11 protein-coding genes are annotated in these 14074 nt (G+C 43.2%); 1 reads left to right on the top strand and 10 read right to left on the bottom strand.

Features of this window, described 5'->3' with window-relative positions; genetic code table 11:
• The 9 genes from JF50_RS00390 to JF50_RS00350 form a co-directional block, all read right to left on the bottom strand.
• Positions 1-831, bottom strand: a complete 831-nt coding sequence (locus tag JF50_RS00390; RefSeq protein WP_039607568.1) for a Dam family site-specific DNA-(adenine-N6)-methyltransferase — start codon at positions 829-831, stop codon at positions 1-3.
• A 46-nt stretch (positions 832-877) separates the two neighbouring features.
• Positions 878-2341 carry an AAA family ATPase gene (locus JF50_RS00385; RefSeq protein WP_039607567.1) on the bottom strand — a complete coding sequence of 488 codons (1464 nt, stop codon included), beginning with the start codon at positions 2339-2341 and terminating at the stop codon, positions 878-880.
• Positions 2341-3411 (bottom strand): 3-dehydroquinate synthase, encoded by a 1071-nt coding sequence (gene aroB, locus JF50_RS00380; RefSeq protein ID WP_039607566.1) that lies wholly within the window; start codon positions 3409-3411, stop codon positions 2341-2343. Before aroB ends, JF50_RS00385 begins: the two co-directional genes overlap by 1 nt.
• Positions 3412-3440: 29 nt before the next feature.
• Positions 3441-3959: a shikimate kinase AroK gene (aroK, locus tag JF50_RS00375; RefSeq protein ID WP_036975093.1), complete on the bottom strand. Its 519-nt coding sequence runs from the start codon at positions 3957-3959 to the stop codon at positions 3441-3443.
• Between the two features lie 151 nt (positions 3960-4110).
• Positions 4111-6144, bottom strand: coding sequence for a type IV pilus secretin PilQ (gene pilQ / locus JF50_RS00370; protein WP_039607565.1), 2034 nt, complete (start codon positions 6142-6144; stop codon positions 4111-4113).
• Between the two features lie 18 nt (positions 6145-6162).
• Entirely contained in the window at positions 6163-6702 is a 540-nt protein-coding gene (locus tag JF50_RS00365) for a pilus assembly protein PilP (RefSeq protein ID WP_039607564.1), read from the bottom strand.
• Positions 6699-7304 (bottom strand): type 4a pilus biogenesis protein PilO, encoded by a 606-nt coding sequence (locus tag JF50_RS00360; protein ID WP_039607563.1) that lies wholly within the window; start codon positions 7302-7304, stop codon positions 6699-6701. Before JF50_RS00360 ends, JF50_RS00365 begins: the two co-directional genes overlap by 4 nt.
• Positions 7301-7903: a PilN domain-containing protein gene (locus JF50_RS00355; RefSeq protein ID WP_052262067.1), complete on the bottom strand. Its 603-nt coding sequence runs from the start codon at positions 7901-7903 to the stop codon at positions 7301-7303. The genes JF50_RS00360 and JF50_RS00355 overlap by 4 nt, the downstream gene beginning before the upstream one ends.
• Positions 7891-8970: a pilus assembly protein PilM gene (locus JF50_RS00350; RefSeq protein ID WP_039607562.1), complete on the bottom strand. Its 1080-nt coding sequence runs from the start codon at positions 8968-8970 to the stop codon at positions 7891-7893. Before JF50_RS00350 ends, JF50_RS00355 begins: the two co-directional genes overlap by 13 nt.
• A 226-nt stretch (positions 8971-9196) precedes the next feature.
• On the opposite strand from JF50_RS00350, the gene JF50_RS00345 reads away from it, so the two are divergent.
• Positions 9197-11644, top strand: a complete 2448-nt coding sequence (locus tag JF50_RS00345) for a penicillin-binding protein 1A (RefSeq protein WP_039607561.1) — start codon at positions 9197-9199, stop codon at positions 11642-11644.
• Between the two features lie 78 nt (positions 11645-11722).
• Here JF50_RS00345 and metL read toward each other — a convergent pair whose 3' ends face one another.
• Complete coding sequence (gene metL, locus JF50_RS00340) at positions 11723-14071, bottom strand: bifunctional aspartate kinase/homoserine dehydrogenase II (protein WP_039607560.1); 2349 nt, start codon at positions 14069-14071, stop codon at positions 11723-11725.
• Between the last annotated feature and the right edge of the window lie 3 nt (positions 14072-14074).

The following is a 14074-nucleotide window of genomic DNA, read 5'->3' as shown; positions in this document are numbered from 1 at the left end:
TTACTTATTATATAAAGCCATCAACTCGTTCACTTTATTTCGCCCATTGCCCTTAGGACTGATGGTTCTTTTGACTTGGATAACATCGAGTGACGCTTCACTGTAAATCTTTCTGGTCCACACAGTATCGTGGTTTGAAATTAATACCGGTTTATTGCTCTCAAACGCAGCTCGTTCTGCTAAATTCGCCAGCTGTGCCTGATCATCAAGATTAAATCCCCCCTTCGCATAACTGGTAAAAGACGCAGTCTTACTCAGAGGTACATAAGGTGGGTCACAATATATTACAGAGTTTTCGGGTAAACGCTTAAATACCTGCTCATAGCTTAAACAAGTGAACGTCGCGTTTTGGGCTTTGGCTGCAAAGTGATACAGTTCATTCTCTGGAAAATAAGGCTTTTTATATTTACCAAAAGGGACATTAAAAATGCCTTTCAAGTTATATCGACACAGACCATTATAACCATGGCGATTCATGTATAAAAACAAGATTGCGCGTTCATACACATCAACACATTCGTTGAACTGCTTGCGATACTCATAGTATGCATCAGCACAATTATTTTGCTCGACAAATAACTTTTTTGCATCGCTGATAAACTCATCAGGCGCACGCTGAATTTCTTTATACAAATTGATCAGATCGGCATTGATATCATTCAAAATATAACGTTTGAAGTCACTGTTTAAAAACACAGAGCCAGCGCCTACAAAAGGCTCAACTAAGGTATCTGCCTCACTGTTTGCACTGCGTAATCGTTTAGTGATCTCTTCCACTAAACTATATTTTCCGCCTGCCCATTTAAGAAAGGCTCTGGTCTTTTTTTGCATGATCGATCTAATTACCCAAAAGTAGCGGGATTTTACACTATTTTTTTTACTGTGACTGTTGGATTTGCTGCTTTATTTGAGAGATCCGTTTAAAAAAGGGCTTTGCGGCTAATAAATCCGTACTTAATTTAGCACGTGCTCGCTGTGCATCATCAAGCTGTGCAAATGGTGCGATTGTCACAAACCACCATGTGCGTCCACTTCGCATTACTTGCGCAACTTTCACATTTTCCAAATCATGTTTATTGATAAAATCAGTCGCTACCTTTTCGTCGGTCACAGCGAGTAGCTGTATACTCCACTCCTGATCAGGCCTAGCTAAGAACCAATTATTATCTTTGAGAGACAACACAGCAACTTCATCAGGCTGTTTTTCCTCTGAAGACTCAACTTCCGATAAAGGTTTAGGCTGCGTTTCTTCCAACAATACTTTTGACACGCTTGGTATAGAAGCTGTAACAGGCTTATCAGATACCTTTGATTTACTGTTATCCTCGAGACTTTGTACATCAGATGACGTTATGACTTTTGCCGCCCCTGCCTCTTGTGCTTTTTTCAAGTTACTCGGTGCAGGGGTTGAAAGTAAAGCACCTAAAATAGCTGGGACTTCTTCACTTTGTGGCTCCCCCCTATTGTCCTCAAGCGACTTTCCCAATGTCGACGGAGATTGACTAGCACTTTGCCCTGATTGCCCCTCCAAAACCTGTTGGGCCTCTAATACTGTTGGCTCTGCGACGACAACAGCGGTTTGCTCAGAGGCTGCTTGTTTTGTCTGAAATAAATCGAGTAACTGTTTATTATATAAAGCGGCGATTAAGCACAAAGTTAAGATCAGCGAAAAAGCAGCAATAAATAAGTGCTTCTGCTTCCCCTTTGACGGCATATTCGCTCGCAGATCCAGTTGCTGATCATCTTGCTGCCAATCAAGTAACACACTTGGGTTGCCATGCGCTTCTGAGATAAATGTTGAAAAAATAGGGTCATCATCCGATGGCAATTCTGGAAAAAACATCTTCATCAGTTGCTTCGATTCAAAAAGAGACAGGGGCTCTAAATGAATATCTAAAGCATTTGGCAGCATGTTCGGAGCTTGTGCAGTCACTAACACATAGAGGGTGTTAGGTGCACGCACCACTATATTTTGCAGTTCGGCAATCAGTTCATCACTGAGATGCCTTGCACCGTCAAGCACCCACAAACAAGGGCCCGCAGGTTGCTCACTATTCAGTACAAAGAAATTTTCAGTCAAAGAAAGTTTTTGATCAACTAACGGCGCATGAAAGGTATGCTCCATGAGCTGACGCACCACATCGACATCTTTAGAGTGCGCACTTAATTGAATAAAAGCCTTAGAGAAATCGCTATATTTATCAGTGATAAAGCTTTCCGCTAAATAGCTCTTTCCTAAGCCAGAATTGCCTACTAGGCAAATTAAGCTTTGCCCATATTCAAATTGCATCGCAATTCTATCAACCAAGGCTGCACGACTTGGCAATATTTGTGACTGCATTACTGCCCTATTAAATGACCTACATTGTCATCAGTCACGTCGTCTACCAATGCACATTTGCCCATCGACGTTGGCAGGATAAATCTGATTTTGCCTTGTTTATTCTTTTTATCCTTACGCATATGATGGATAAACTGTTCAGAGGTCATTTCTTTAGGAGGGGCAGTTGGTAAGTCATACTGTTCAAGTAAGTCACACACTCGTTTAACCTCTTGCTCAGACATATCGCCACGCTGCTGGCCCAAAGACATCGCCAACATGATGCCCGCTGCAACTGCTTCACCATGCAGCCAGTTACCGTAGCCCATTTGTGCTTCAATTGCGTGGCCAAATGTATGACCAAGATTCAATAGCGCGCGAAGTCCAGCTTCTTTTTCATCTTTAGCAACAATCTCAGCTTTAATCTCACAACAGCGATAAATTATTTGATTCAAGCTCGCTGTGTCTAGCGATTTTAAAAGTCCCGCGTTATCTTCCAGAACAGTTAAAAACTCCGCATCGTATATCAGACCGTATTTAATCACTTCCGCCATGCCGGCAGCAAACTCTCGGTCAGGTAAGGTTTTTAGTGAGTTAGTATCGATAAATACCGCTTTTGGCTGATAAAACGCGCCAATCATATTCTTTCCTAAAGGATGATTAACCGCGGTTTTTCCACCAACGGATGAATCTACTTGAGAAAGTAACGTCGTCGGTATTTGAATGAAAGGCACACCACGTTGGTAAGCTGACGCCACAAACCCAGTTAAGTCACCAATTACACCTCCACCTAACGCAATTAAGCAAGTGTCTCTGCCACAGTTATGTTCAAGTAAAAATGCACAGATCTTTTCAAACCATTCAAGTGATTTGTACTGTTCACCATCCGGAACAATAAAGTGTAAAGGGGATAGATCTCTTAGCTGTGCTTCGACCACTTCGAGATACAGAGGAGCAACGGTGTCATTGCTTATGATAACAGGGCGACTTTGACCAATATGCTCAATCAATCGCCCTTTGTCTGACAGCAGATCCTGTCCAATATAGATGGGATAGCTCCGCTCGTTTAAATCCACATTCAATTCAAGCATCACTACACCCTCCTTATTTATATTGGCAATTAAAAATCTAACTTATCGATAATTTGATTTGCGACTACCTTCGCACTTTGCTCATCAGTGCGTACAACAATATCCGCCACTTCACTATATAAGTGGTTTCGTTGCTCAGCCAAATCTTCTAAAATTTTTCTTGAGTCTTCACCAGTCTGCAACAAAGGACGGCGCTTATCTCGCTGTGTTCGAGCCACTTGTTTTTCAATGGGTGTTTCTAAATACACTACAATCCCACGAGCTGACAGTTTGTTGCGCACTTCTTTACTGATCACAGAACCACCGCCTGTAGCCAGCACAATGCCCTGCTTTTCAGTCAAATCTGAAATGACAGTCTCTTCACGCTTACGAAAACCTTCTTCTCCTTCGATATCAAAGACCCAAGCAATATCTGCACCTGTGCGGCGCTCAATTTCCTGATCCGAATCAAAAAACTCAAGGTGTAACTGATCGGCAATGTGACGACCAATTGTGCTTTTACCAGCCCCCATAGGGCCTACTAGAAATATATTACGTTTCTCAGCCATATCTTTTTAGTACAAACGAACTCTAAAATTTGAAATAAAACCCCGCCTAACGACCTGGCCCCAAAATTAAGGAGGGGATTATCTCAGTATTCTATTCAACATTTCAAGTCAAAAGGCGTAAATTCCACCTTTATTTGTTAATTAATCGCCATTACAAATTATCATTCATAATTCTGGGCGTGACAAAAATCAACAACTCTTTCTTTTCATTAATCTCTTTGGTGTTTCTAAACAACACACCTAGGTATGGTACATCTCCAAGCAGCGGGACTTTACTCACTGCATTTGTGGTTTCTTGCTGATAAATACCACCGAGTACAACTGTTTGACCATTATCAACTAATACTTGAGTCTGGATCTGTTGAGTGTTAATCGCAACCGCGGGACCATTTGCGGTCTGTACTGTATCACCTCGTGTATCTTGAGTGATAATTAAATCTAAAATAATTTTATTGTCAGGCGTTATCTGTGGCGTCACTTCTAAGCTTAACACGGCCTTTTTAAACTCTACCGCTGTCGCACCACTTGACGAAGCCTCTACAAATGGGATTTCCGTACCTTGTTCAATACGCGCGGTTTTTTGGTTCGCCGTCGTAATACTCGGTGTGGCGATGATTTCGCCTTTATTTTCTTGTTCTAGCGCAGATAACTCAAGGTCAATGAGTGTTCCATCTGATAATTTGGCAATGTGCATTCCGATACTCGCCGCAGTAGCGGGCGCAGGCAAATTAACATTGAGCCTATCTTCTAGGCCAGGAATAGTACCTCCCGACAATAAATCAGCGGCAGTTAAATTACCTGATAGTGCATCATTACCTTGCTGATCACTAAATCCCCAACGGATCCCTAAATCTTCTTGGATATTGTCAGTCACGGTGACCATTCTAGATTCAATGCGGACTTGTTTTACCGGCACATCCAGCTTTTCAACCATGCGTCTAATACTTTCAATACTGCGAGCGGTATCTTTGATAAGCAAAGTGTTTGTTCTTGTATCAACGGACACACTACCCCGTAAGCTAATTATCGAATTCACATCTGTTTTCAACAAATCAGAGAACTCTTGTGCCTTGGCATAGTTGAGCTGAATATACTCCGTATACAAAGGCTCCAGTTCTTCGACTTGTTTTTTCGCCTGTAATTCTTTAGCTTCTCGCGCACTTAGCTCTTCAGAAGGCGCCACCATCAAGATCGAACCTTCCATGCGTTTATCAAGCCCTTTTACACGCAGCACAACGTCCAGCGCCTGATCCCAAGGTACACCATCCAATCGCAACGTGATATTACCCGATACAGAATCACTGGTTACCAAATTAAAATTATTGGTATCCGCAATGATCTGCAATACCGACCTTATAGGAATATCTTGAAAATTCAGCGTGATAGGTTGGCCTTGATACGACTTATTCTCGCCAAAATTAAACTCATTACTGTCTTTTTCCACGGTCAGAGTAAAAATATTATCTAACTGCTGATAATTAAACTTAAACGCTGAATTCGGCTCTATCACAATACGTGTTTTGCCATCTTCTCTAAAAGTCTCAATCCTGCTGACCACAGTGCCAAAGTCGGTTACATCCAATTCATACAAATGTTCATCGGGAATACTTATATGATGAAAATCAGCAATGATTTTATCACCGACTTGTTGCACATCTATGGCACTTTGAGCTGAGTCTAAAAATGCTAGAATTTGTGCAGCGCCTTCACTGGTTCGCTTAAAGTCGATGCTTTGAATGCCATTGATATATTGACTGGTTTGTTCTGGTGTCTCAGGATCAGGTATGGGCTGATCTGATACTTGTAAGTAAACCAAGTTATTCTTAACCGTGGTTTTATAAAGCTTAAGCTCTTCAAGTACAATCGATATTCTAAATCCATCGGCTTCCATGCTGCTATTTATCGCACGGACCCCAGCGGTGTTGATGTCCATTTGCTTGAGACTTTCTTCAAACTCTGCACCAGAAAAAAATAACTCCAAACGCGCTGGATCATTTAATACCTGTACTTGTGGTTCACCCTCTAACTGCTCATCAAACACCAACTGTAACTCGGTTTCACCAGTATCAATTGGGTTATAGCGTACATCATAGAGCATAGGGATTGCATAAGAGAGCATTGAAGCTCCTAAAAATGCACCGCCAATCAGTGTCTTCGCAAAACTATTTGCTAAGTTGCGCGTCATAGTCACATCACCTTTTTATTATTCACTCGCGCCCATTTCATCAGCTTCTGGCATCTCAACTGTTGTAAGTCGCTCTTTCCAACAACCAGAACCATCGGGGATAAGTTCCATTAACTCAATTCTATCAGAGTGTACACCTACCACTTCACCATGATAGAGCCCCATATACTGCCCTTCTCTCACTCGATATAACCCTTGATCCGCGGCCTTAATCAATGCCCACGTCGTCGCAGTAGTAGCAATTATGCCTTTCATAACAAGGTTATCCAACGGGAATTTTTCAAGTGGGTCTCGCATTCTTTCCGGATCTGGATGCAAGCAGTTTTTTATTTGTACTAATCTATTTTCAATCACTTCAGGCTGGGGAGCAACAAAAGGACTTCGCTGATCTGAAGCTTGGTATGGAAAATGTTCAAAGCTCATCATTTCAGGAATCGGGTCTATATAAGGAGTCGCACTCGCCTGCACTCTATCAATATATTCCTTTTGCTCCGCTGTATCATCATTACACCCTGCTAAGAACAGCATTAAGCAGCACACCGGAGCTAACCGCATCATTGGCTTTCTCCTTGCTCATATCGATACGTTTTTGCAACGACACCGAAGACCAATGAATTATTACCGGCATTCTCGATTCTAAAATCGTGCAAACTCACGATCCGAGGTAATTGAGCCACTTTACTGACAAATTCGCCAAACTCGTGGTAACTGCCAACCACTTCAAGGTTAATTGGCAACTCAGTATAAAATTCTTTTTTGACCTCAGGTAGCCAACCAATTTTCAAGAACGTTAAACCACTCGAAGTCCCGACATACGTTAAATCATCAAGTAAACCTGGGGTTTCATTTGAGGTAGGCAGCTTTCTCAGCAGCTGGGAGAATTGATCTTCCATATCTAACATTTGCTGTCGATATAACTCTAAATTATTTGCACGACCATATTTAATTCTATAGCTCTTACGCAGCTCTTCCTCTTTATTTACGGAGGCTTCATATCTATCAATCGAAGAAGATACCAGCATAGTGTAACCGACAATTAGCATGATCAGCACAACCAAGGCACAACATAAGATTTTAACCGGGAGTGGCCACTCGCCAATGTTGTCTAATTCAACTTCATTCCAATCGATTTCTTGTAATGCTTTGATATCAAGTTTCACGATTTAGGTACTCCTGCCTGAGCATTGTCAGCCTGTTGACGTTCCTGTTCCATTTGTTCAAATGATTTCACATAAAAATGCATCATAAAATCACTGAGTAACCTATCATCGTTACTACCAGCAACAATACCTTGGATCACCGGCTTTTCTAACAAGTAAGAGGACTCTACCGCCCTGAGCATTTGCGATAAGCGGTTATTTGACTCACTGCGCCCCACGACTTTGATCATGTCTTCTGTGCGTTCAAGACTGGTTAAATAGACGCCTGCTGGCACTACCCGAGCGACTTCATCAATAATTTGTGTGCCCAAATTCCGGTTGCTTTGTAAGACTTCGATCAAGCGAATTCTTCTTTGCAGGTTTTCTTTTTGTTTATTCAGTCCTTCAATCTCACCTATTCGCTTATCCAACTTAACAATCTCGCCTTGAAGATAGCGGTTTTTAATTTCTTGCCCCTGCCTAAGGCCATCGTAAAACGTCCCCATTAGGTACATAAGCGCCAAACTCGTTGCAACGATGGCAGCCAAAATCGTTAAGAACTTTTGCTGTGAAGCTTGTCTTTGTTGCTCACGCCAAGGAAGTAGATTTATATGTGGCATGCAGAAAAGCTCCTCAAAGCCAGTCCAGTCGCAATCGAAAATTGTGCACTATGACGATTCAGCACACTTCTATCTACTTTAGGAGCAATCTCCATATTCGCAAATGGATCACCAATAATACTGTGTACGCCCAACTCATCAACCAAGAGCCTATCCAACCCTTCTACAAGTGCTGTCCCACCAGTCAAAATGATATAATCGACTTGGTCGTGTCCACTGGTGGTCATAAACATCTGCAACGCTCTCCTTATCTGCTGTAAGAGAGATGTTTGAAAAGGAGCGAGTACCTCAAAGGTATAATTTGGCGGTAAGTCACCGGTTGTCTTTGCAAGTTCCGCCTCATCAAAAGTTTTATTATAGTAGGCCACGATGCTATTGGTATATTGCTCACCACCAAATACTTGATCTCTCGTATAAAGTGTTTTCCCTGACTGTACCACACTGATCAGTGTGACAACCGCACCAATATCAATAATAGCGACGACTTTATCATATGCATCGGACGGTAGCTGCTCATATAATACATCTACAGAACGGGCTAACGCGTAACTTTCTACATCCACAACTTTTGCCTTTAACCCTGATTCCTCAAGCGCCCCCACACGTGCTTGAACACTCTCTGTACGTGCAGCTGAAAGTAACACATTTACTTTGGAAGGATCGGCCTCATTGACTGATAACTTTTCAAAATCCAAACTAACTTCATCCAATGGATATGGGATCAAGCTGTCAGCTTCAATGGCAATTTGAGACTCTAATTCAGCATCGGTTAACGAAACATCCATAAAGATCATTTTGGTGATAACGGTTTGACCTGACACCGCAACAGATGCAAATTGAGTGCCTTTGGGGAGACGTTTTTTCAATTTAGCAATAACGCGGCCTATGGCTTCAATATCTTGGATAGCACGCTCTTTCATTGCGCCTTTTGGCAATGGTTCGATGGCCACAGCCTCTACTCGGTATCCTGCACTAGACTCAGCTAGGAGTACGGCTTTCACACAATGTGAACCAATATCCACCCCAACCATCAAAGGCGCGTGCTTTTTAAATATTTGATCGAACATGCAATTTACCCAAGTATCAGTTTTAGTCGTTATCTTGGCGTTCTCGTTTGGAAGTTAACATTTGATACGCCTTAAGTATTATGCATTATACTTACCAAACAACAACGGTGCATTATTTTACACCTGTTCGGGTTGAAGAATTTACGCAAAAGTTATTAATCGTTTTTTAATCAGGATATACTAACAGCGTCCACTTGTAATTGGGAGTCTCACTAGGGATAAATTCGTGAATTTATTAAAAAGATTATTACAGACTGTTTTCGTTTTTGGCCTTTTTGGCGTACTGATTTTGATCGGCTTGTATTTCTATGTGAAATCCGATATTCCTAGCGTCAAGGTGCTTAAAGATGTGCAACTACAAACCCCAATGCAAGTATTCACTCGCGATGGCAAGCTCATCAATCAGTTCGGTGAGAAGCGACGTATACCTGTAAAAATTACGGATGTGCCTGAGCCGATGCTAAACGCGTTTTTGGCCACTGAAGACAACCGCTTTTATGAACACTTCGGCATTGACCCAATCGGGATTGTTCGTTCATTCATTGTTCTAGTCAGTACAGGACAAAAGAAGCAAGGGGCAAGCACAATTACGATGCAGCTTGCGCGGAACTTTTTCTTAACCCGCGAAAAAGCCTATATACGTAAAGTAAAAGAAATCTTCATTGCGCTACACATTGAGCGCCTGCTGAGCAAAGATGAAATATTTGAGCTATATCTAAATAAAATCGAATTAGGCCACCGCTCTTTCGGTATTGGTGCCGCTGCGCAAGTATATTATGGTAAAGAGCTTAGTGAGTTAACCTTACCACAAATGGCCATGATCGCCGGGTTGCCAAAAGCGCCATCAGCGCTCAACCCTATACGCAACCCAACCCGTGCCAAAGCAAGGCGTAATGTCGTGTTAGGCCGTATGCTTGCTGAAAAGTACATTACGCAAGCCGAGTACCAAGATGCCATCAATGCACCAATCACAGCCAAGCGTCATGGTGCTGAAATTGAGTTATATGCCCCTTATATTTCCGAGATGGTGCGTGCTTATATGGTAGAGACGTATGGTGCAGATACAGCTTACAACTCAGGTTTCCGCGTTTATACGACCGTTGATGCAAGCACCCAAGCGGCTGCCCAGCAAGCTTTGATCAATAACCTTCATGACTACGATATGCGCCATGGCTTCAGAGGCCCAAGTGCCACATATTGGCAACAAGACGAAGCCCCATGGGATGAACAAAAAATTACTGAACGACTTAAAAAAGTCAAAGCCATTGCCCCTTTAAATGCCGCAGTGGTCACCGCCATTGATGAGCAATCCGCCTCAGTTATGCTCAAAACGGGTGAAGTGATCAATTTAGATTGGCCTGCGATAAATTGGGCCAGAGCTTACATAACAGAGCGACGCCAAGGGCGTGCACCAAAAACAGCGGCTGATATTTTAGAGCCCGGTATGCAAGTCTGGGTACGTGAAGTCAATCAAAAGTGGATGTTAAGCCAACTGCCGCAACCTGCCAGCGCCTTAGTTTCCCTCGACCCAAAAAGTGGCCAAATTAAAGCGTTAGTAGGCGGGTACAGCTTCAAGCAAAGCCAGTACAACCGAGCAGTACAGGCAAAGCGTCAAGTTGGTTCAAACATCAAACCATTTATTTATTCTGCGGCTTTAGAGGGGGACTATACCCTAGCAACAATTATCAATGATGCCCCTATCAATCATTGGGATAAAAGCCTGGGCGTCGCGTGGCGCCCAAAAAATAGTCCAGATGTATACAGTGGTCCAATTCGTATCCGCAGAGCACTAGCACAGTCTAAAAACGTGGTATCTGTACGCCTTATGCGAGGCGTCGGGCTAGAAAATACCGCTGACCATATTCTGAAATTTGGTTTCGATGATGCGGATGTTGTGCGCAGTGAATCTCTTGCTTTGGGCAGCGCTGCCATGACACCGCTCGAAATGGCCAGAGGGATGAGTGCATTTGCTAATGGCGGCCATTTAATTGAACCGTACTTTATAGACAAACTCACAGATGCATTTGGGAATGAGCTGGGTACTGCCAGCCCTTTACAAGTGTGTAACGAAGAGGAGCTCGAGGTAGACCCCTATACATGCGCGCCTAGAATTATTTCCGAAAAAAATGCCTTCTTAGTCGCAGATGCGTTGAAAAGCGCTATTTGGGGCGGTGGTAGCTGGCGCCATAAAACGGGGTGGACAGGCACAGGCTGGAGAGCTCAAACGCTCAAGCGAAAGGACTTAGCAGGTAAGACAGGCACCACCAATAATGCTGTTGATACGTGGTTCACAGGCTTCAATCGTGATCTGTTAACAACAGTGTGGGTCGGGTTTGACGATGCAAGCAAACCACTAGGTCGCACAGCTTATAATAGCAACCTAGGTAAGCAACAAATTGTTGGCGGTGAAGCCGGTGCCACTACAGCACAACCTGCTTGGGTCAGCTTCATGCGCCATGCACTCAAAGATGCCCCATTGGCTCCGATTGAGCCACCACCGGGGTTAGTTTCGATCCGCATTGATTTAAAAACAGGCCTGTTGAGTGAAAAGAATGACTACACGAGTCGATTTGAATATTTTGAACGCGGAACAGCGCCAACAAAATATGTCTTAGACTCTGGCAGTAGCACACCATTTGATGACCAACTACCGGCTCAAGAAGAGCTATTCTGAAAATAAAAAAGGCCATGCAATGCATGGCCTTTAACTTTTTACCTTACTGGTCGAATTAACCAGTACGTCATAGCAACTTTATCGTAATTTTTGCGTCAACCAATACAAATCAGAGTGTATACCGGCAGCCGTTACTTCTTTACCCGCGCCAGGCCCTTGTATTACCAACGGATTACTGTCATACCATTGACTGGTGATAACAAATATATTGTCACCTGGTGTTAAATTGGCGATGGCGCTGCCAGCTTCGACATAAGCAATACCTACTTTTGCGCTGACTTTACCTTGTTCATTGATATCCAGTGCACCAGTATAACGTAGTGACTTTCCGGCTAATTTGGCTTCCTCATAGCGTTGATGATAAAACGCATCTAACGACGCCCGATCAGCCAAAAATGAATCCCAATCTCCCTGCGCTAAATGCTCAGGCATCAACGGCTCAAGCGCAATATCATCCACATCTAGCTGCAAGCCAAGATCTCGCGCTAATATTAGCAGTTTACGCTGCATATCACGGCCAGATAAATCTTCACGCGGGTCAGGCTCGGTATACCCCATGCCTTGCGCTTCTAGCACCAAATCAGAAAATGGTTTAGAACCATCAAAGCTACTACACAGCCACGACAATGTACCAGAGAAAACACCTTCTATTCGAGTTACCGTATCACCGCTGTTTTGCAAATCAGCCAGCGCAAAGTTAATTGGCAAACCGGCACCAACACTGGTGTTATAGCGCCAATGCAAATTGCGCTCTTGGAGCTGCTCGATAAGCTTTGCGTACCAAGCTTGCTCAGCAGTGCCTGCATATTTATTAGCACTGATCAAATGGCAATCATGGGCAACAAAACTCGGATACATACCGCTGAACTCATCACTGGCAGTAATATCAATCACCACCTTGTGTTCATAATCAAGCTCACCAATGCGCTCTAATAAGTCAGCCTGTTGGTAGTTTTGCGCTTCACTGCGCCAGTGCTGCTGCCAGTTGTCGATATTGATCCCACTTGGGCAAAACAGCATCTCTTTAGAGCGAACCAAAGCAACCACTTTCAAATCAAATGTCGTCTGTAGCTTTTCGACTTGTTGCTGGCATTGCTCAACAAAAACCTCACCCACATTACCAAGACCGGCAATGATCACCGCAAGCTCGCGGCCTTTGTTTACCAGTTTGTCATGCAGGATCGCCAATACATCGCTGTCAATTGATTGATCGGTTAAGAACAGCCCATAACTGCCATCGCTATGCGTAAAGCGCACAACCACATCTTGTTGCTCTAAAATCGCAGCAGCTTGTTGAGTGAGTTGTTGTATTTCAAAGCTCGGTGCAACAATTGCCAGTCCTCTTAGGTGCGATTCAACAATATTGCCTCGGCCTTGCAGGTGCGTTGCAACGGTATGTGTGTCATTGCTGGGCACCAATAAATAATCTTCTCCACCTTTGTTAAAGTGGTGGATACTATGCTGTATTAATTGGCTTAATGTACGTACTTCGCCCGCTAACAAACCTTCAACACGGATCAGATCTAGCTCATCAAATGTAGTGATAAACCGTTTGTCTTTACTATACCCCTGCTTCACGATTTCTGTTCCAATCGCTTCAGGATCATAGCTACTGCGTACTTGCAGTTTAATATTCGTCTCTTTAAGTGGTGACAGTGTTTTCGCATGCAAGACCGGATTGCCTAAGCGAGCAAGTAGGTTAGCTTGAACACGGCACACTTTTGGGTATTTAATCGCTGAGCTTACTTTACGAGGATCCGTACTAAACACACCATGTGTATCAGTCCAAATAGACACCGCATCTGCATCAATGTAATTGGCCAATAAAGTTGCACTGTAATCGCTGCCATTGCGGCCCAAAGTGATGGTATTGCCCTCACAATCAGAGGCAATAAACCCAGTCACAACGTAAATTTTATCTGTTTTAATTTGCGCCAAACACGCTTGTTTATTTTGTGCGTGTAACAACTGACCCTGATGCTGAGTGAATAGTTTTCTGGCATCAATATCTACAGCACTGACGTTAAACGTCGACAGTAAATTTGCCAGCAGCCTCGCAGACCACAACTCTCCATGAGCGAGTAAAGAGGCTTCATGAAGCACATTATTAGCCGCATCTTTTGCAATACTTTGCAATTCACTTTTCAAGCGCTCTGAGAGTGCACTCGCCTGTTGCGCATCAAACAACTCCGTCAGCAAAAGGTTTTGATGATTCTCTACTTGCAATAAAATGTCGTTAAAAGCATTGTCATCTTTTTGCTGATAACTTTGCCACAACTTCACCAAGGTATTCGTTGTCTTACCCGCTGCAGATACAACGACACAATCACCAACTTGGCATTGACCCAAAATAATATTCGCAACCGCTTGGTAACGCGCTGCAGAGCTCAAACTTGAGCCACCAAATTTATGTACTACTTTTGTCATGTT

This window comes from Pseudoalteromonas luteoviolacea (genome assembly GCF_000814765.1).
In the GTDB taxonomy this organism is placed as follows: domain Bacteria; phylum Pseudomonadota; class Gammaproteobacteria; order Enterobacterales; family Alteromonadaceae; genus Pseudoalteromonas; species Pseudoalteromonas luteoviolacea_H.
Note: the sequence above shows the minus strand (reverse complement) of the source record. Positions and strands in the feature narration are given on the sequence as shown.